20 protein-coding genes are annotated in these 19,083 nt (G+C 41.8%); 8 read left to right on the forward strand and 12 right to left on the reverse strand.

The window, feature by feature from the left end:
• Positions 1–6: 6 nt before the first annotated feature.
• Both FET73_RS00700 and FET73_RS00705 read right to left on the reverse strand, forming a co-directional pair.
• A complete protein-coding gene (locus FET73_RS00700; RefSeq protein WP_343032258.1) occupies positions 7–1,392 on the reverse strand; it encodes a GntP family permease in 1,386 nt (461 codons plus the stop codon).
• A gap of 48 nt (positions 1,393–1,440) precedes the next feature.
• Complete coding sequence (locus FET73_RS00705) at positions 1,441–2,412, reverse strand: DUF4920 domain-containing protein (protein WP_154222003.1); 972 nt, start codon at positions 2,410–2,412, stop codon at positions 1,441–1,443.
• Here FET73_RS00705 and FET73_RS00710 point away from each other — a divergent pair.
• Positions 2,411–3,013 (forward strand): hypoxanthine-guanine phosphoribosyltransferase, encoded by a 603-nt coding sequence (locus tag FET73_RS00710; protein ID WP_179952034.1) that lies wholly within the window; start codon positions 2,411–2,413, stop codon positions 3,011–3,013. The genes FET73_RS00705 and FET73_RS00710 overlap by 2 nt on opposite strands.
• On the forward strand, positions 2,961–3,425 hold the full coding sequence (gene cdd, locus FET73_RS00715; protein WP_343032259.1) for a cytidine deaminase: 465 nt from the start codon (positions 2,961–2,963) through the stop codon (positions 3,423–3,425). Before FET73_RS00710 ends, cdd begins: the two co-directional genes overlap by 53 nt.
• A 143-nt stretch (positions 3,426–3,568) precedes the next feature.
• Here cdd and FET73_RS00720 read toward each other — a convergent pair whose 3' ends face one another.
• From FET73_RS00720 to FET73_RS00760, 9 genes are all read right to left on the reverse strand, one after another.
• Positions 3,569–4,381, reverse strand: coding sequence for a hypothetical protein (locus tag FET73_RS00720; RefSeq protein ID WP_154222006.1), 813 nt, complete (start codon positions 4,379–4,381; stop codon positions 3,569–3,571).
• Between the two features lie 196 nt (positions 4,382–4,577).
• On the reverse strand, positions 4,578–4,871 hold the full coding sequence (locus tag FET73_RS00725; protein ID WP_218944235.1) for a hypothetical protein: 294 nt from the start codon (positions 4,869–4,871) through the stop codon (positions 4,578–4,580).
• Positions 4,872–5,582: 711 nt separating this feature from the next.
• Entirely contained in the window at positions 5,583–6,437 is an 855-nt protein-coding gene (locus FET73_RS00730; protein ID WP_154222007.1) for a UTP--glucose-1-phosphate uridylyltransferase, read from the reverse strand.
• On the reverse strand, positions 6,434–8,302 hold the full coding sequence (locus tag FET73_RS00735) for a polysaccharide biosynthesis protein (protein WP_154222008.1): 1,869 nt from the start codon (positions 8,300–8,302) through the stop codon (positions 6,434–6,436). Before FET73_RS00735 ends, FET73_RS00730 begins: the two co-directional genes overlap by 4 nt.
• A gap of 9 nt (positions 8,303–8,311) precedes the next feature.
• Positions 8,312–9,271, reverse strand: a complete 960-nt coding sequence (locus FET73_RS00740; RefSeq protein WP_154222009.1) for an MraY family glycosyltransferase — start codon at positions 9,269–9,271, stop codon at positions 8,312–8,314.
• Positions 9,252–10,448 (reverse strand): lipopolysaccharide assembly protein LapB, encoded by a 1,197-nt coding sequence (gene lapB / locus FET73_RS00745; RefSeq protein WP_154222010.1) that lies wholly within the window; start codon positions 10,446–10,448, stop codon positions 9,252–9,254. The genes FET73_RS00740 and lapB overlap by 20 nt, the downstream gene beginning before the upstream one ends.
• Positions 10,445–10,750 (reverse strand): LapA family protein, encoded by a 306-nt coding sequence (locus FET73_RS00750; protein WP_154222011.1) that lies wholly within the window; start codon positions 10,748–10,750, stop codon positions 10,445–10,447. The genes lapB and FET73_RS00750 overlap by 4 nt, the downstream gene beginning before the upstream one ends.
• Positions 10,751–10,812: 62 nt before the next feature.
• Positions 10,813–11,538 carry a lysophospholipid acyltransferase family protein gene (locus FET73_RS00755; protein ID WP_154222012.1) on the reverse strand — a complete coding sequence of 242 codons (726 nt, stop codon included), beginning with the start codon at positions 11,536–11,538 and terminating at the stop codon, positions 10,813–10,815.
• A gap of 68 nt (positions 11,539–11,606) precedes the next feature.
• Complete coding sequence (locus FET73_RS00760) at positions 11,607–13,217, reverse strand: M64 family metallopeptidase (protein WP_154222013.1); 1,611 nt, start codon at positions 13,215–13,217, stop codon at positions 11,607–11,609.
• 154 nt (positions 13,218–13,371) lie between these two features.
• Here FET73_RS00760 and FET73_RS00765 point away from each other — a divergent pair, with 154 nt between their 5' ends.
• From FET73_RS00765 to FET73_RS00780, 4 genes are all read left to right on the forward strand, one after another.
• Positions 13,372–13,746, forward strand: a complete 375-nt coding sequence (locus FET73_RS00765) for a hypothetical protein (protein ID WP_154222014.1) — start codon at positions 13,372–13,374, stop codon at positions 13,744–13,746.
• A 9-nt stretch (positions 13,747–13,755) separates the two neighbouring features.
• Complete coding sequence (locus FET73_RS00770) at positions 13,756–14,757, forward strand: aminoglycoside phosphotransferase family protein (protein ID WP_218944236.1); 1,002 nt, start codon at positions 13,756–13,758, stop codon at positions 14,755–14,757.
• Positions 14,754–15,425 (forward strand): N-acetylmuramate alpha-1-phosphate uridylyltransferase MurU, encoded by a 672-nt coding sequence (murU, locus tag FET73_RS00775; RefSeq protein WP_154222015.1) that lies wholly within the window; start codon positions 14,754–14,756, stop codon positions 15,423–15,425. Before FET73_RS00770 ends, murU begins: the two co-directional genes overlap by 4 nt.
• A 61-nt stretch (positions 15,426–15,486) precedes the next feature.
• Positions 15,487–15,870 carry an MAPEG family protein gene (locus FET73_RS00780; RefSeq protein WP_179952035.1) on the forward strand — a complete coding sequence of 128 codons (384 nt, stop codon included), beginning with the start codon at positions 15,487–15,489 and terminating at the stop codon, positions 15,868–15,870.
• A 64-nt stretch (positions 15,871–15,934) separates the two neighbouring features.
• On the opposite strand, the gene FET73_RS00785 is transcribed toward FET73_RS00780, so the two are convergent.
• The gene (locus FET73_RS00785; protein ID WP_154222016.1) at positions 15,935–16,705 is read right to left on the reverse strand and encodes a hypothetical protein; all 771 of its coding nucleotides are present in this window, start codon (positions 16,703–16,705) and stop codon (positions 15,935–15,937) included.
• Positions 16,706–16,954: 249 nt separating this feature from the next.
• On the opposite strand from FET73_RS00785, the gene FET73_RS00790 reads away from it, so the two are divergent.
• Both FET73_RS00790 and FET73_RS00795 read left to right on the forward strand, forming a co-directional pair.
• Entirely contained in the window at positions 16,955–18,160 is a 1,206-nt protein-coding gene (locus tag FET73_RS00790; protein WP_154222017.1) for a hypothetical protein, read from the forward strand.
• Positions 18,160–19,032, forward strand: a complete 873-nt coding sequence (locus FET73_RS00795; RefSeq protein ID WP_154222018.1) for a hypothetical protein — start codon at positions 18,160–18,162, stop codon at positions 19,030–19,032. The genes FET73_RS00790 and FET73_RS00795 overlap by 1 nt, the downstream gene beginning before the upstream one ends.
• The last annotated feature ends 51 nt before the right edge of the window (positions 19,033–19,083 follow it).

The following is a 19,083-nucleotide window of genomic DNA, read 5'->3' on the forward strand; positions in this document are numbered from 1 at the left end:
AAAACGCTAAAAAATCAAACTTAATATCAATACTGTTACACCCGTCACTACCACCGGAATCACCAATGACACCATCGCAATGTCTTTGTACGACTGCTTGTGTGACAATCCGCAAATGGTCAATAATGTGATCACCGCACCATTATGAGGCAATGAATCAAATCCCCCTGAGGCCATGGAAGCCAATCGATGCATCCACTCTGGGTTGATGCTGTATTGTTGAGCCAATTGGGCATAGGTTTCACCCAAGGCTTCAAGTGCAATCGTCAAACCACCAGAAGCTGACCCGGTGATACCTGCCAATACATTGACAGCGACCACTTCTGAAATCAAAGGGTTACCAGGCGAAATATTAATCACAGCATCTTTGACCAAAACAAAAGCAGCCAAAGAAGCAATGGTGGCACCATAACCCACTTCAGAGCCGGTGTTGAATGTCGGTAACATCGAACCCAAAGCACCCTTGGTCATGGTTTGGTTGATGCTAACAAAACGGCGCCAATGAACAGCAATCACCACCAAATTCGCCGCCAATAAGGCAATAATCATAGACCAAACAGCGACCAATTTATTGACAGAAATGGCTCCATATTTAGCCTCAGCCAAGTAACCAGTATCCCAGGAAGGAATGATGTGTTTTTGAAGCAAAAAATTCAACAGCACCACAACAACAATAGGCAACAAAGCCAACATTAAGTTGGGCAAGTGCTGACTGTCTAAATGTTCAGGTTCATGCGTGTGATTTTCACCATACCCTTCTGCCTGATGGGTTTTGATGCGTTTGTTAATCCACAACAAGCCACCGACCATCATCGCCAAGCCCGCACATATACCAATCAATGGAGCGGCATACATATTGGTACCGAAATAACTGGTTGGAATGATGTTGTGGATTTGTGCCGTTCCGGGCAAACAGGTCATGGTGAATGTGAAAGCACCAAGGGCAATGGTGGCAGGAATAAAACGTTTAGGCAAATTGGCTTCACGGAACAATGCAGCGGCCAAAGGATAGACAGCAAAAGCCACCACAAAAGCCGACACGCCACCATAAGTCAACAAACCACAAGCCAAAACAATGGCCAAACTGGCATGTTTGATACCCAACGCTTTAATGATTCGATGGGCAATGACTTTCGCCGACCCTGAATCTTCCATCAGCTTGCCGAAAATAGCACCCAATAAGAAGATAGGGAAATACTTCACCGCAAAGCTGCCCATCTTGCTCATGAACACCTGGGTGTAAATACCCATCATTTGGCTGCCTTCACCCGCCAGCACCACCGCTAACATGGCCAAAATGGGGGCCAAAATGATGACGCTGATGCCCCGATAGGCGAGGTACATCAACAATCCCAAAGACAGCAAAATACCGAAAACACCCATGTATTCCATAATTATTCCTTAGCCGTTTTAATTAAGTGATGCTGATTGAACAGCTTCTTATTTCGCACCCAGGATCATCACACTGTCGGCTACAATTTCATAACTTTTCTTAGGTAACTCACCTGCACCTTCAGATTGATAATGTGCAATTTGCTCATCACTTAATTCTTTGGCTTTTAAATATCCATAGACACGTGCTTCACCTGATGAATCCTTAGGAATCAAAAAAGCATGGTCATTAAAATCCACGCGCGCAAAATCATCACCATCTGTCAAAATCATCCAACAGCCCATTTTTTGACACACTTTGGTAATTCGACCTGTCATCACACGCTTTCCTGCAGTGTGTTTTTCTGGTGACTTCATCACGGCTTGTAAAGGGTAATCCGCCTGCTTAATGCGTGGCCAAGTGGTACCATAAACGGTATGGGTTCCCATCATTTCAGTGACAACAACTTCTTTTGCTTTCTTTTTCTTTTTTGCCGGTTTATCTGCTAACTTTTGAGTCTCGGCATACAGCGCTTGTGCCTTAGACAATGCCACAATCACATCATCTGCATGGGTTTTAGGCTCCACTTCTTCAAAATGTTTAACAATCACACCCTGCGGATCGATGATGAAAGTTTGACGTTTTGCATAAGAAATCAACCCCATACCACCAGCCACACCATAGGCTTTTGACATCACTTTGTCTTCATCCACCAACAAATCAAAAGGCAACTGATACTTATCAATAAATTCTTGATGTGATTCAGCATCATCCATAGAAACCCCAATCACAACAGCATTCATGTCGACTAATTTTTGGTACTTGTCTTTAAACTCATTGGCCTCAACGGTACAACCTGGGGTGTCATCTCTGGGGTAAAAATACAGCGTCAACCACTTGTCTTTAAACTCAGACAACACACGTTCATTGCCATTTTGGTCTAAACGCTTAAAGTCTGGTGCAACAGCACCCGTCATGTTATTACCAGCAACCGCAGCGACTGAGAAACAAAGTAAAATCAAAACAAACCATTTTTTCATGATTGCATTCCTATTAAAAAGCCACTATTCTATCAAACCCATAACCGAGACATTGTCTATGTATCAAAATATTTTGCCCAAGGGCGCAAAAGTATTGGTGGACAGCCAAACCATTGCTGACACCACCCAAGCTTTGGCGAATCAAATCAATCAAGATTATCAAGGAAAAGAGGTGGTATTTTTAACCATCATGAATGGCGGCATGATTTTTGCCTCTGATTTGTCTAAAAAATTAAATATAGACATGGAGATGGATTATTTACAGCTCAGCCGATATGGCAGTGGCCAGACAGGTGGTGAATTGATATGGAAATACCAACCTGAAACCGTGATGCAAAACAGACACGTGATACTCTGTGACGACATTTATGACCAAGGCCACACACTCGAAGCTGCCCATGCTTGGTGCAAGAAAAAAGGCGCTCTGACTGTAAAATCTGCCGTACTCGTTCACAAAGAACATGACCGCGAATATGCCGCCTACCAAGCCGATTACATTGCACTGACCATTGAAGACCACTTCATCTTTGGTTATGGCATGGATTTGGATGAAAAATTGCGCCAATTACCTGAAATTTACTTCATGCCACCCAAGGCATAAACCAACACCCATGAAAAAAGCTGACCTCATCACCCAAATAGACACCGCCATTAAGCGGGCACATGCACCCTATTCTCAATTCCATGTAGGGGCTGTCATCATCGATGAACAAGGTAATAACCATGCCGGCTGTAATGTAGAAAACGCCGCCTACCCGTCAGGCTGCTGTGCAGAACAAAGTGCCGTATCAAACATGATCATTCAAGGCGGCAAAACCATCAAAGACATCTACATTAAATCCAGCAGTGACATGCCCTGCCCACCTTGTGGTAATTGTCGACAAATCATCTCAGAATTCAGTGATGCTGAGACGAAAATTCACATGCTTGATGGCAACAACGAAATCACAAGCTGCACACTTGAACAATTACTGCCTTCACAATTCAACGCCGACTGGCTCAAAACAGAATAATCCGAACACACGAACACAAAACACCACATCCCGTAGTCGCAGGATTCACCCCTGCCTTGCACCGCAACAGCCTAAAAACAAAACAACCCGTAGTCGCAGGGCTCACCCCTGCCTTGCACCGCAACAGTACAGCAAAAACACAGTCAATTTCCCACCACAGGAAAATGCTTGAAATAATTTTTTAAAGACTGTGTTTGCATCGCCTCAACACTGCTTTGATGATAATTTTTCCACAGCAATTGACCACTTTGCATATCAAACAACAGGCTGTTTGAAACCGCCACACCATATGGGGTTATCGTGGTATAAACTGAACCACCCGATGCGCCTACGGATATCGCCGTACTCATCAAAGCCATGCCAAAACCCTTACCAAAAGAAACACGTGGCCGCGTGACTTGAACAAACAAAACAGCTGACCACTGCGCTGTATCAGATAACTCATGTTCTAAAGCCACAGGCATCATTTGTAAACGATTCAAATAACCCATATTATCTTCTTTTACTGAAACCATGCCATGACCTTGGAATTGCGACAAAGTATTCAACAAGGCATCCTGCTCTTCTGCACTGATAAACTGAGATTCAATCAAAAAAGGCGGTGAAATCAGCTGTTTTTGATTTTTTTTGTTGTGATAAAGTTCGAAATCAAAATCAGCGTTCAACAAATAACCACTGCTTTTTGAAACAAAATAAACAGCCTCATAACCTTTCTGGTTCAGCACCAAAGACAAGGTCTCTTGCAAACCCGCCAACTTTTCACGATTCAAAGGCAAATCATAGTTATACAACTTCCCCACATCATCAACAAATTCAACATAGTCCATCACCACATAAATGCGATCAATCGATGCTTCAGACGTCACTGGGTTGACATATTGATATTTCGGCGCACAGGCTGACAACAGCATCAGAACTGGCAGTAACAGAAATAAAATGGTCGAATTCTTTTTCATGGTAAAAGTATAGGCTGAATCAAGAGAAATCATTTTAGCAGTCAAAAAAGAAAAGCGTTGAACAGTTTACAATTGAAAAGCAATAATTCTTACATTTTTAAGTAACTCTTGGTTTATTTGCAGGCAGAAATGGTGGAGGTTTTTTGAACGACGATTATGACTTTAAAAATGAAGCATTTGTTAAGCATGGCTAAACTCAATACTTGCTACTCACTTTAATAAAACCAATATTCTTATTTTTTGGTAAGTTGCGTATTTCACACCAATACTCCTCACGTACATCTTCATCAATTTCTGCTGTAGTAGAATATAGAGCATCACACCCATCTTTCCTACAACCAGAAATCCAATAGTGTTCTCCCGTTTCAACATCAAAGTAGTTTGACTTAAACCCAGACCCACTTAAAGTTTGAAATGTTTTACCAGCAAAACGTACAGACTTACCTGACTTGGAAAATTTGACTCGACAAATTCTTGCTGAGCCAACCATCCCATCACCTCATTTATATTCAATGTACACTATTCTCGTGGAAGGTCTCATATATTCCTACGTTTAACGCCCGGCTAAATCGCCGGAACGGAGTTGTTTGTTTTGTGCGAGCGTAGCGGAAAAGCACAAAACGAGCAACGCAGTGGAGGTCGATTTGAGCCGTTTGTTATAAGCCTTTACCACGGAGTTTTTTCCTTAGAGCTTTAACACCAACTAGTTTTAGTGAGCAGTGCCTTGCAAATATTAACTCAGCAATAAACGGTACAACTATTAATATAACCCCGAACATTACCCAGCTTTGCAAGTATAAACCAGCATAAATTGCTACCACTGGAATGAAAGCGCCGCCAAAAGCGAGCACCCATTTTGACAGTGAAGTGTATTCATATTGTGCGAAACATTTCTCGCAATGCATTATGTTTGTAAATGTAAGAAGCTTTACTTTAACTGCAACCTCTTCACATTCTAGGCACTCTCTCTTCATGGCTTATAACAATTTATTAAATACGCATTATATGCAATTAACAAAATAAAACCTGTCGATTTAATGCCCTTTTTAGCCAAATAATGCGAACATTTGCTGATCTATGTACAGTAAGCGCATACCTATTTAATGTATTCAAGTTTAAATTGCTTATCTGTTTCATTATATTAGTTATTCGTGTTTATATTGCAGTTGAAATACAATTCAAAAGAATACTGAAAGGCAGTTCAAGACAGTGCTTTCAATATGCTTTGTTTTAAATCTTCATCTTGCATCGCCACATGCAGGTTTGCCAAAACAAACCCTTCCTGTGAACCACAATCGAACCGCTGACCATTGAGTTTAACCGCTTGTAAGCCTTCGCCTTTCATCGCTTCGAACAAAGCATCGGTGAGTTGAATTTCTCCGCTGTGATCTTGTTGCGTTCTTTTGAGGTATTCAAATACTTTGTGAGGCAGGACATAACGACCAATCACGCCAAACTCAGAAGGCGCATCTGCCACAACCGGCTTTTCTACGATGTCATCGACTTTGGTCACATCATTTTGCCACTGTTTTGGTGCAATCACTCCATAAGATGACAAACGCTCTTGAGCCACTTGCTCTACGCTGACGGTCGCTTGTTGTGAGTTTATCGCAGCATCCATCAATGGTTTAAGCGGATTCACCTCACTTTGAATAAAGTCATCGGCCAGAATCACGGCGAACATTTCATCTTCATCAATCAGCGTTTCTGCCTGTAACACGGCATGACCCAAGCCCAATGGTTGACCTTGTGGTACAAACACGCGCTTCACTTCCAAAGGTATGGTGTCCAGTTTTTTCGCCAAATGTGGTTTATTTTCTGCAAACTTTTCACGCAAATCCGGCATCGGATCGAAATGGTCACTGATGGCGTGTTTACTGGAACTGGTGATAAATATAAGCGTATCTATGCCCGCTTCAATCGCTTCTTCCACAGCATATTGAATCAAAGGCTTGTCAATGATAGGCAACAGTTCCTTTGGGATGGACTTAGTCGCCGGTAAAAAGCGCGTTCCCATGCCGCCCACGGGAAACACTGCCTTGGTGATTTTTTTCATGATTGTTCCTTAATTATGTCCTTTATTTCCGCTTTAACCACGGCCAACTCTGGGCTGGTTTTAAATTCTGGCACCATGGCCTTCAAAGCTTTCTTCAAAGCATCCTGTTCAAACGCCAAAGCCAGTTTTTGTGCTTGATTGATGGCTGTTACCAAGCCTGCTTTTTGATCCGTTTGGTATTTTGCTACGTGAATTTTATCCACTGGCGTGTGGGCCAACTGCTCCACATCATAGTGCAGCTCTTCATTTAATTTTTCACCTTGTCGCAATCCAGTGAAACTGATGTCAACTTGACCGGCCTTCCCGGCCAATGCAATCATCCGTTCGGCCAAAGACTTGATTTTGATGGGTTTACCCATATCCAACACCAATATGCTGTTTTTTTCACCCAAAACCAAACCTTGTAATATCAGCTGACAAGCCTCAGGAATGGTCATGAAGTAACGCTCCATGTCTTTGTGTGTGACTGTCACAGGACCGCCTTGGGCAATTTGCTGTTCAAACAAAGGCACCACAGAACCTGCTGACCCCAGCACATTTCCAAACCGCACCACCAAATAATCCGTGTTGCTTATTTGATTTTTGAATTGACAGTACTTTTCAGCCAAACGTTTGGTCGCGCCCATCACACTGTATGGATTCACTGCCTTGTCAGTCGATATCAGCACCATTTTATCAACCTTAAACTCATCACAACAGTCGGCCACATGCTGTGTGCCCACCACATTGTTTAAAAACGCTTCAGATGCATGGGATTCTAACAACGGCACATGCTTATAGGCTGCGGCATGAAACACCACGTCAGGTTTAACCTGTTTGAAGACATGGAATAAGTGGGCTTTATTCACCACATTACCCAACAACGATTTCACAACCGTTCCACTGGCACTTAACTCTTTATCAATCGCATATAAATTGTATTCAGCATGGTCAACAATGGTCAACTGACTGACACCAAAACGTGTCAACTGGCGACACAGCTCAGAGCCAATTGAACCGCCACCACCGGTTACCAAAACCGATTTGTTTTTAACAAAATCAGCAACGGGCTTCCAATCTAACTCAACTTTGTCACGCCCCAGTAAATCTTCAACAGTAATCGGCTTCAACTGGCTGACATTCACCAATTGTGCATCAAAATCTTCTGGGTCAGGCGTGATGCGAATTTGGCAGTGACTGCCAGCAACTTGATCCACCACCAACCTGATTAACTCAGAACTGGGCTGACTTTTGGCAATCACCACAATATCCAATGACATGTCAGTAATCAACTGACCCACTTGGCTTAAATCATGCCGAATTTTAACGCCACGCAGTTGCGCACCTTTTAACTTGGCCGTGTCATCAATGATGGCCATCACATGACAAGAGCCATTACTGGCCGCATTTCGGATAAATAAATCAGCCAAATTTCCCGCACCAATCAATAATACTCGCGGCTTATCAATCGCACTGATTTTGAAGTGCCTGTCTTTCCATATTCGGTAAGTGATGCGTGGACCACCCCATAAAATCACCAGAAAAATCGGGTAAAGTACCAGTACACTGCGTGGTATGCCATCTAATCGATTCCACAAAAAGAAAAACACCGCGATGGACAAAGCGCCCAATACAGCAGACTTCATCAGGTTCATTAAATCGGGCACACTGGCAAAGCGCCACAATCCACGGTACATATTAAAGAAATAACTGACCACCGCTTGTATAGCCAATAAGCAAGCGATATCAAATGACCACAGTTCTATGTCGCGAGATTCGGGTAAAAAACTGTAACGCACAACAAAACCCAAAACCCACGCCAGCCAAACCATGAACAAGTCATGGGCAACCACTGCGAGTCTTAAATGAAACAATCGATTTAACATGGCGTCATTCTACCTTGATAGCTGTAAAGTTTTGATAAAAAACACAGCCAAAAGCACATATACCGCCAATGCCACTGACCATTGAATGGTTAACCCTTTTCCAATTAAGACATAACAGCTGATCGCACACAGGGCCGTCACAGCTGCATATGAAAAAGCAACTGTGGCATGACCGGCACCGGATTTGACCCAGCGTTGATAAAAATGCGTGTTATGCGCTTCACTTAAGCGCGCTCGGTTTTTTATTCGGACCAATAACGTGTAGCTGGCATCAGCGATAAAACCAGCATGTAACAAAGCCACCAGCGGCAATGACAGGATGCCTTCAGTTAAAACAAACACCGCTAACCACGCCTGAACAAAAGCCAAAGGCAAACTACCTGCGTCACCTAAAAACAATCGCCCAAGGGCCAAGTTAAAAACAAGGAAGAGTAAAATTGACCCAAGTAATTCACCAGCCATCAATGTCAAATGGTCATTCTGGCCACTCAAAACTACCGCATAGAACAACAAAACCACAGCGGCATGTAAGCCTGCTATGCCATTGGCACCGTCCATAAAATTAAATAAATTCAGCCACCAAACTATGGCCAACAATAAAAACACAGTCCATATGACTGAAGAAAAAACATTGAATTGATACAGCAACAGCAAAGTCACCAACAACTGTGCCAGCAATTTGGGTTTCGCTGACCAATGCCAAACATCATCAGCCAATCCCACCAACAACATCAGCCAAACACCATACAAAGGTGATAATTCAGGTGATTGGTATGTCGCATAACACAACCAAGGTAACAGCACAAAAACGCCGCCTGCGGTCAATGTTTTTCCTTGGTGCAATGAACGTTGATTGGCCTCGTCTCCCAAAGCATGTTGAGAAAACACGTAGACGTAAAGGTAACAAGCCAAAGCTGTGCATGACCACATGCCCAGTATCAGCTGCCAATTATTCAGATTCAAGTCCATAAATAGGTTTCACCACATCCCAGTTTTTACATGACGGACATTGCCAGTGTTTTTGTCTGGCACCAAAGCCACATTTTCTACACCTCAATTGAGGCTTCCCTTTGAGCAGTTTATTAACCAAGGACTTTAAAACTTCAAAGTACTTCTGGTTGACATCCTGTACGTCATCCGGACTACCATCCTCTTTTGACAAATTCAATTCCAATAAGGCATTTAAACCACGTACAGAAGCACGTTTTTGCAGCTGTTGCTCAACAAAATCAGCCGCAAAAGTGGCGCCCTTTTCACTTTCGTACCATTTGGCTAAAGTCAATATAGGTGAAACACCATGGTAAGTCTCCATCAATGACAACAGCCAACTTTCCAGTGCTGCTCCCTGACCTAATTCGAGGAAACATGCAGCCATGTCATCAATAAACAGCGGCAAATAATCTTTATCAGCTTTCACTGCCAAATGATACAAATCCAAAGCCGCCTGCAAATCAGTTTGAGCGACCTTAATTTCAGCTTGGGTAATCAAAGCACGCGCACAACGTTCATCAACACGCAAAGCCGAAGCCAGATTTTTTTCAGCACCTTCGAGGTCTTCCTGACCCCATGCCAAATCAGCCAACTCACAATAATAATGGGCAATCGGCACATGCATTTGTCGTTTTGAAACATTTTGAAAACGTTTGGCTGATCGAATCGCTTCTTGCCAGTCTTGCTCTTGTTGATAGATGTCGGTTAAGGCCATCAAAGCTTCAGGTGTATGCACTTCCAATTCAACCAACTCAGAAAACAACACCTCTGCCCTGTCTAAAAGGCCTGCACTCATGTAATCTTTACCTATGGCAAGCAAAGCACGGGTGCGGTATTTTTCTGGCAAGTTAGGTTGTGATATCAACGCTTGATGTAATTTTATGGCACGGTCAACTTCACCTTTTCGTCGATACAAGTTACCCAGAGCCAGTTGCGGCTCAAATGTTTCGTGTGAGGTTTCCGCAAGTTGAATGAAGACATCAATGGCTTTATCAGATTCATCGTTAAGTAAATAGTTTAAGCCTTTGAAATACCTGTGATTAAGTTGTTCAAATTTTTGTTGATTGTTCTTTTTACGTAACAAACTTGCCAACCAAGCACCCAATAAAATACCGCACAGTAATGCAGTGGAAACCCATAAAAAAGTATAACTCATGGTAAAAGTTGATTTGATTCAGGTTGATTATTCATTTCTTGCGTTTGTTTGTCGTTGAGTTGATTGTATTGTCGTTTCCAATGAACAGCTTCTCGTTTGGCTGGCCATACCCACCACACACCGGCAATGAACAGACCGCATAACAAACCGCAAACAGCGAAAACCAATAGTAAGAAGCCCATGGGCAAGGTCAATTGATACCAATACAGATTCAATGCCACAGATTCCGCATTCAAACTGCTCAATGCCACAGCACCAATCAACAACAATAAGGACAGCGTTATGCCAACAACTTTTTTCATAGTCAAACCAAAGTTAACAAGTAAAAAGCATTATAGCCCAAGCACTTAAAAAATGCTGTCAATCAAACAGCAGAAGCTATTTTTTGTTGCGTTAAATCAGCCAACTCTGATGTCCGTTTTGCTTCCACATCAGCCAAAGAAACTGGCTCGTGAAAAGTCAAAGTAATGGTTCCAGGCAGGATGCGAACACTTTGCGCCGGCATGACTTTATCGGCATCTGCAATTGACAATGGCAAAATAGGTAAACCCAAGTCTTTGGCCATTTTAAATGCCCCTTTTTTAAATGGATTCAAAGCCTGACCGCTGCTGCGCGTACCTTCAGGAAAGAAAAACACAGATGTACCATCAACCAATGTGGCCTTTGCCGCTTCCATTGAAGCCAAAGAAGCTTGGCGATTCCTTCGGTCAACAAAAATATGGCCAATTTTGTAACAAGCAAAGCCCAAAAACGGCACTTTTCTCAACTCTTGTTTAATGACCCATTTAAAGTCCAGTGGCATGTGTCCATATACCGCTAAAATATCATAAGTACTCTGGTGATTGGCAACCACCACATAGGATTGATGCGCTTCAATGAGCTCTAAACCTTTGGTCCTAACCTTAACAGGTGTGATCCATAAAATCACTTTACCCCAAAGCCTTGCCACATAACGCCCTGCCCACTTGGCACCACCGACATGAGACATCAAAGCAATCACTATACAAACCAAAGCAGTCCAGGTCCATGCCACAGGATATAGGAACAACCACACATAAATTTGATAGAGATTTGACAGAAATTTTCGCATCAACGGATTATACCCGATGCCTCACCACGGTTAAATCTAAAATTTTCCCAACATGGCTCTGCCGTCAATCAGTTATCGAAACCATGCTTAAATATCAAATCTGTAAACGGCATCACATCAACCTGCCATGTATGTTCAAAAACAGGAAGCTGTGGTTGTATTGAGCTGTGAACCAAGGGTGACAAATCTTTCACCGTCACTTTCACTGTCACCGTTGTATTTACCTGATTTTGTGTAGGCACGAAGTCAAAATCTTGGGTCACAAGGTTTGAATCATAACTACTGACCACACCACCTGCGACCTCCCATGTAAAAGACAAGTCATGGGTGGGTTGTAAACTGTCAACACTGAGATTTAAAACATCTCCCATCATTACTGACGCCTGATTATTTACTGGAACAGCACTGCCAGGCTCGATTAAATTCAATAATGCATTACCCGAACCATAGGGCACTTGAAATACCTTTTGGACGAAAGCTTGTTGACAGACTGGACAAAACGGAGAACCTAAGTAACGCATATTACAAGCACTCACTGGTCGGTACATGCCTGCTGCAAAATACCTGGCACCTTCAAATAAACCGGTGACTTGGCTGTATTGTTGTGTGTCAGGCGTAGGAACTGGTGTTGACTGACTGACAAAATAGTTCCATTTCAAATTGTTGCGACTGGTGACATCTGTGACATTGGCTTCACAGTCAGGCCCATTGATGTCACTACATGTTGGGAAACCAGGATAGGCCGAATCATACTCATCAGCTAAATCGGTAAAAGAATGACCAAATTCGTGAATAAAAACGTCCGTGGCCAGAGCATGTGCCGAAATGGTTGAAAATCCACCACCTGAACCACCATATGTCCCATCGTTTACCAACACCACAATTTCATCCCAATTAGGAGACAGCGCGGCATCGGTATAAATTTTACTGCTGTTAACAGTCAGCAAACGATGAATGCCACTGGTACAATAAGTCGCATCAAAACGCGTGTTAACAAATAATGGTGCTTGCGGATCGGTCACACCCCCGCAGGGACTGGTAGGATGGTCTGCACCTTGTTGGGCACTTTCTAAAAACAACCGATCAAAACTGATGAAATGACCATAACTGGCATAGGGCTCAAAACTGTGCATATAGGACATCACCGCATCGGCGTGTTGATCAAATGTATTGGTTTGATTAATCAGGTAACCATCGCCCATGAATAACAAGTTTATCCTGTTGTCGATACTGCCTTGCGATTTTTTTGAACCTGTTTTTTTTGCCACGATCCCACTGGTCATTTCATTGATAGCATACAAATGCTCAATGGGTTGATCTCTGAGATTCAATCGCAATTGTTGCGCTTGACCCTTAGGTGTCCTGACAACAAAAGTTAACTGGTCTTGTTCAAAACTGCTGTCAGCGATGTGATTGAAGCCATGATGTTCTGAACGCTGAACTTTTAATCGTTTTAAATCTATGAACTGAATGACTTCACCGAAATGGTTTTCAACAGCCACATAGTCTGATGACTTAACTGTTTGAGGTTTTGATTTCGGTGCAGGTAAATTAACTTCTTGTAATGAATACAGTGACAGACCATCTGATGCGGTCCATTGAAATACCATATAGTCGAATGGGTCAGCATGTACAGTAAAACCACAGGCCATCATCAGGCCAAGAAATAACGCTTTCATGATTGTTAAGCCCTCAAAACAATTATTTTAAGCCTTGTGATAAACAGAATCAATTTCTATGAAACATTTCACCCCATTCTGGCTTATCTTTTTTTGCTTATGACAAAATAACATCAGCTTTGGTAAAATTGACTTTTTCAGTACGAGAATCATCATGTATAAAGTACAAAATAAAATCAAACAAACTGCATTAACAGCCTTGGTTTTGATATTAACCGCCTACTCACTCCATGCAGAAGTGTTATTGATTGAGCGTGTTGAATCAAAATCGGGCATGTCTTTACCCACCAAAAGCCAAACCATGGCCAAAGTTCAAGCACAGTTTGGAGAACCATTAAGTCAATCTGCACCAGTAGGCGAACCACCCATCACACAATGGGCTTACGCTGATTTTGTGGTTTATTTTGAACACAGCCATGTCATCACCACCGTCATCAAAAAGTCCAGCGAAACAGAAATTGGGCCAAAAGCCATTGAACCCGCAAGTCATAATGAAGAAACAAACCCTATTGATAATAAGGACAATTAACAAAAACAGATGAATCGCCAACAACAAATGCAACAATGGCTCAGTGAACAACTGACCACAATCAACCCATCTGCCGGTGCAGGTTTTAAAGTTGAATCAGCATCAGAAGATGCCAGCTTTCGTTCATATCACCGTGTGACCCAAGGCAATAAAACCTGGGTATTGATGGATGCACCACCCAGTCATGAAGACTGCGCACCGTTCATTGAAATTCAAAAGCTGCTGTTTGAAAATGAGGTGTGCGTTCCTGAAATCATTGCCCAGGACTTGTCTTTGGGTTTTTTGTTGCTCAGTGATTTAGGGAGCACCCTGTTGTTAGGTGAGTTAAATGACAATAATGCTGATGACTTATATGGAAAAGCCTGTGACCAGATTCACCTCATGCAAAGCATCACATCCAATGCCTCAAACTTACCTGCATATGACGAGGCTTTATTAACCACTGAAATGAATTTGTTCAATGAGTGGTTTATCGATCGTCATCTGGGAGTGACTTTAACTGACAACGAGCAAGCCACAGTCAGCGCAGTCCAACAGTTACTGATTGATAATGCATTGAGCCAACCACAAACTTTTGTCCACCGTGACTTTCACAGTCGCAACCTGATGCCTCAGGTGAGTGGTCAAATGGCGGTGATTGATTTCCAAGATGCTGTTTATGGGCCCTTAACCTATGATTTGGTATCACTTTACAAAGATTGTTATATTGCTTGGCCTGAAGATCAAGTTTATCAATGGGTAGACTCATTCAGGCATGAATACAATCAGAAACACCAAAGTAACCACGATCAAGCGACTTTTCTTAAGTGGTTTGACTTGATGGGCGCACAAAGACACATGAAAGCGATTGGCATTTTTTGCCGACTGAACTACAGAGATGGAAAAAAACATTATTTATATGATATTCCACGCACCATGAAACACCTACAAATAACTTGTTTGGCTTACCCTGAATTGGCTGACTTCAATCGTTTACTTGATAAAATTCAACCTCGATTTCAAATCGCATGAAAGCATTCATACTGGCCGCTGGAAAAGGCGAAAGGCTGAGGCCACTGACACTCAAGACGCCTAAACCTTTAGTCAAAGTTAAAGATAAACCGCTGTTACAATGGCATTTAGAAGCTTTGAGGGCTGCTGGCATTTCAGACATCGTAATTAATGTATCTTGGCTTAGAAATCAAATTATTGATTTTGTTGCTCAAGATCAATTTGCTGACCTGAGCATCTCAATATCTGATGAAGAAGATGAGCCATTGGAAACGGGTGGCGGTATGTTAAAGGCGCTGCCTTTATTAGGTGAAATGCCTTTTCTGGTGGTCAATGCCGATGTGTTCACTGACTTTAATTACAAATACTTGCCACAACTCAATGCAGAGGACTTAGCACACCTTGTTTTAGTCAATAATCCTGACCACAATCCAAAAGGTGACTTTTCTATCCGGAACGGCAGACTTTCAGAACAACAAGCACAAAAACTCACTTACAGTGGTATAGGCCTATATTCACCCAAACTTTTTGAGTTGGCCGATTTAGATGGTAAATTCTCAGTGGTTCCTTTGATCAAACAAGCCATAAAACTCAACAAGGCATCAGCCAAACAACACACAGGTATCTGGAATGATATAGGCAGCCCCGAACGCCTCGCTGTTTTGAACGGTTCAACACTGAATAAATAAAACTCAGATTCAAACACATTTGATATAAACTGATATGCCCTATTATGCTTGAGGATTTGTTGTGGAATATGTAGCGATTGTTTTGGTTTTGGTTTTATTGCAGTACACGTTTTTTTCTATCATGGTCGGTAAAGCCCGTGGCACCTATGATGTCAATGCACCTGCTGTTACCGGTCATGAAATATTTGAACGTTATTACCGAGTACAACAAAATACACTGGAGTTATTGGTTGTCTTTATTCCGGGCATGTTTTTATTCGCCTCATACGTACACGCTTTGACCGCTGCTGGCTTGGGTGTCGTTTTCTTCATTGGCCGCATGTTGTATTACAAAGCCTATGTCAATGACCCAAAATCCAGAGGCATTGGTTTCACTTTGACCTTCCTTTCAGCGCATGTCCTCATCATTGGTGGCATGATCGGCGCAGTCATTAAACTACTGTAACATCACATCAAAAAACCACAGGTTTCAGCGATTAGAATCTGAAACCTGTGAATTTATTATTCAATTACTTTTTGAACAGATTAAAAACCAATTTGGCATTTTCAATATCAGCTTCTTCTGTGTCACCAATCATCGGCGCAATACTGACATTTACGTCACCACTCAACACATTCAAACCACCAAATCCCACTTTTGACCAATAGGCTGCATCACCCACACCGTCAACAACCTGATTCTCGTTGTTTTTCTTCATCATTTTTTCAACCATGTCATTTGCCATATCTCCAGCGACCGCCTTTTGATCTGCTGTTAAACGCTTTTCTGCCGCTGCCTTGGCTGCATCAATTTGGGCCTGCAACTGCTCTGGACTGAGTTTTCGAGGTACATAGTTTGAAGCTTTGCGTCTTGCTTCAGACAATGAAATACTTAATTCACTGCTTGGGACCTTCTGCCTCATAGATAATTTGCCCTTGCCTCCATTTTGTGCTGAAACCATCATGTTATCTAACATCAGCTTTTCTCTGGCTTCACTGTCAGCCCTGTCCCACATGAACTTACATGTGAAATTGCTGCCATAAGAATACTGCTCTGATTTAATTTCAGTAGTGATATTGAATGTTGATTTCAAATCCTCAACATCAATCACAGCACATATTTTTTCATCTGACATATAGTTATTTAACGTTGAACCAGAAACTGCCACTGGCTCAGTTTTTTTGGCAGACTGCTGGCCATTACCCAAAGCCTCACCTGACGGGCTGCTTGATTGATCTGAACCACAAGCGACTAAACCCAAAAACAAACATGGCGTCATTGTTATTACTTTAAACTTCATACATCTCCCCTGAAAAAAAGCAGATAATGATATCAAAACAATCACATGGATTTAAAGTATTTTGAATGAGTTTTATAAATTCAAACCATGCATTTATGTTTTTTTACAAACAACATCATAACTGCACACCTAAGAATCTTGGTAAAAACATCCACCAATTTATTGACATTAAAAACCACTAAAAAAGTGCACCTTTACAACAATCTGTATTTTCATTATCATGATACCAACTCATAAAAAGCTCAAAATGTGAACAAAAGAAACCTTAAAGTGTTACTTGCATTTGTCTTGCTGATCTTCACCAGCTTTTGGCTGAAACAAAATGAAGAAAAAACACTCACCAAACAAGTAAACACACCCAATACAGTCACTCAAAAACCTGCGTTTGATCTTGAGAAATTTGAGAAAGAAGCGAAAGAAAAACAAAGCCAGAACGATACAAGGTTTCGGGACAATTGGTTTAAACAGTTGGCTGGTAAAATCCCTAAACCTTTAAACAAGACCCCCACTTTCTTACAAGCGTACAGGGATTACAGGTATTTCAATCGTTGTGAACAAATCATCGCTGCCATTGACGCTGGCTCACCTGCTTATGCATTCGCCATTCCCGGTTTTCAAGCCAATAAATTTGATGTGTTGAGTGACTTACAGAAACTTAATTTTGAAAAGCGTGTGGGTAAATGCCAACATTTGGCCCATGCCTTCATAGACCTACCCTATTCGACACAAATCTCCATCAGATTACAACAACGCTACCAAAGCATACAGCCCAAAACCGATGAAGAAAAAGCGCTGGAGTCGATACTAAAGCAAATCACTGAGTTTAAACACACCTCAGGACTTTTAAACAATTTAAAAAGGGGTGAACGCATTGATCACAATCTATTTTTTGACCTCAACAATCAACGAAATGCGCTGCGCAAAGAATACCCACAAAGAACATTACTTTTTGGCGGGTACAGCGAAGCCGACCAAGATTTGGTGGCAAAACTCGATGCGCAAATGGCAGACCTAGATAAACAAATAGCTGCCAACACGTACTATGATCATGAGCAAATTAATCACCAACAATCAAATAAAGACACAATAGCTCAACAGTTGATTCAAAACTACTATAAAACGCCATATCCAGATACATTGTTAGCCATGTATGATTTATTCAACAACGATTCGCACAAAGTAGCATTCAATGCTTATGAAAAACAATATGGAAAAACAATATTACCTGAAGAATATGGCATGTGGTTAGAGCAAGCCGTCACTAATTTTAGGGCTTGCGAACTCGGATACCCATGTGGCCCAGAATCAGAATTAACTGAAACTTTGTGCTTAGAATTTATGAACCCAGATGCCACAAAAGCTTGCGACCAAGCAGTGACTACCCACTATATCGATAACTTACTGTCTGAAAATCAACTGCTGGATGTAGAAACTTTACTTAAGGAATGGTTCTGATGAAAAAAGTAATCATCATCAGCGTGGTATTATTTTCAATCTTTTTATTCCTCTCGTTTTGGTCAGTCACTGATTCAATCGAGGAAAATTCAATTGATGAATCTAAAAGCACCAAAAGCACAAAACAACTTCCCAATAAAAAAACGTCAACCCTAATAACTGATAAAACCAAAACTATTGGATCTCAAACATCAAATCAATCATCCGAAGACCTGCCTCGCAACCAATTTTTTCACCAAGACCCATTAGTCGATATGATTATGGGCATCAACCATTTCAGCTTGTGCATCATTCAAAACAATGACAAGACGTCACAGTTATCATCTTTGAATGCAAAACAGAAACAGTTTCTACAACCTTATCAGGATCGGTGCGAGACTGAAATCAAACAAGTCAAGAATTACCAAGTTGATAACATGGTGACTCGAATGAGCGACAGCATGAGCAAATACGGCAAAGACCACATCTATTTACAAATGATGAACAGCCGCAGTCAACTGAGTGATATGCTGGCTGACCAAGCCTTAGAGACCATAAGAAACATGAATGGCAATGAATTGATCATGGCCACATCTTTACTAAAGCCCTATTTTAAACAGCACATTCTCCCCATGATTCACGACACATTGGGTGGTAATAATGAGCAAGTTTCCCTCATGGCAATGAACCAAGCAATGACCTTGATTGCATGTCAATCAAGTGCCGATTGTTCAGCAACCAGCGGCTTGATGTTGGCGCGTTGTGTGGACCACGAAACGGCCTGTGGACTCAACTATTTTGAATACATTGAAAGCCACTATATGCCAGGATTTCGAAATGAAGTGATTTTGGCAGCCAACCTTTTACAAAGCCACTTTGGATTTGAACTTTAACAACAAATACAATGGTTCTCACCTTTATCTTTTCGTATTTCCTAAGGCAGG

The sequence above is a fragment of the Marinicella rhabdoformis genome, from assembly GCF_009671245.1.
GTDB lineage: Bacteria > Pseudomonadota > Gammaproteobacteria > Xanthomonadales > Marinicellaceae > Marinicella > Marinicella rhabdoformis.

Coding starts and splice junctions, on each gene's coding strand:
- murU (WP_154222015.1), top strand. CDS start 14,754: ATGAAAGCATTCATACTGGCCGCTGGAAAAGGCGAAAGGCTGAGGCCA.
- FET73_RS00725 (WP_218944235.1), bottom strand. CDS start 4,871: ATGGTTGGCTCAGCAAGAATTTGTCGAGTCAAATTTTCCAAGTCAGGT.
- FET73_RS00700 (WP_343032258.1), bottom strand. CDS start 1,392: ATGGAATACATGGGTGTTTTCGGTATTTTGCTGTCTTTGGGATTGTTG.
- FET73_RS00760 (WP_154222013.1), bottom strand. CDS start 13,217: ATGAAAGCGTTATTTCTTGGCCTGATGATGGCCTGTGGTTTTACTGTA.
- FET73_RS00740 (WP_154222009.1), bottom strand. CDS start 9,271: ATGGACTTGAATCTGAATAATTGGCAGCTGATACTGGGCATGTGGTCA.
- FET73_RS00755 (WP_154222012.1), bottom strand. CDS start 11,538: ATGCGAAAATTTCTGTCAAATCTCTATCAAATTTATGTGTGGTTGTTC.
- FET73_RS00795 (WP_154222018.1), top strand. CDS start 18,160: ATGAAAAAAGTAATCATCATCAGCGTGGTATTATTTTCAATCTTTTTA.
- FET73_RS00770 (WP_218944236.1), top strand. CDS start 13,756: ATGAATCGCCAACAACAAATGCAACAATGGCTCAGTGAACAACTGACC.
- lapB (WP_154222010.1), bottom strand. CDS start 10,448: ATGAGTTATACTTTTTTATGGGTTTCCACTGCATTACTGTGCGGTATT.
- FET73_RS00710 (WP_179952034.1), top strand. CDS start 2,411: ATGATTGCATTCCTATTAAAAAGCCACTATTCTATCAAACCCATAACC.
- FET73_RS00720 (WP_154222006.1), bottom strand. CDS start 4,381: ATGAAAAAGAATTCGACCATTTTATTTCTGTTACTGCCAGTTCTGATG.
- FET73_RS00730 (WP_154222007.1), bottom strand. CDS start 6,437: ATGAAAAAAATCACCAAGGCAGTGTTTCCCGTGGGCGGCATGGGAACG.
- FET73_RS00735 (WP_154222008.1), bottom strand. CDS start 8,302: ATGTTAAATCGATTGTTTCATTTAAGACTCGCAGTGGTTGCCCATGAC.
- cdd (WP_343032259.1), top strand. CDS start 2,961: ATGAAAAATTGCGCCAATTACCTGAAATTTACTTCATGCCACCCAAGG.
- FET73_RS00750 (WP_154222011.1), bottom strand. CDS start 10,750: ATGAAAAAAGTTGTTGGCATAACGCTGTCCTTATTGTTGTTGATTGGT.
- FET73_RS00785 (WP_154222016.1), bottom strand. CDS start 16,705: ATGAAGTTTAAAGTAATAACAATGACGCCATGTTTGTTTTTGGGTTTA.
- FET73_RS00705 (WP_154222003.1), bottom strand. CDS start 2,412: ATGAAAAAATGGTTTGTTTTGATTTTACTTTGTTTCTCAGTCGCTGCG.
- FET73_RS00765 (WP_154222014.1), top strand. CDS start 13,372: ATGTATAAAGTACAAAATAAAATCAAACAAACTGCATTAACAGCCTTG.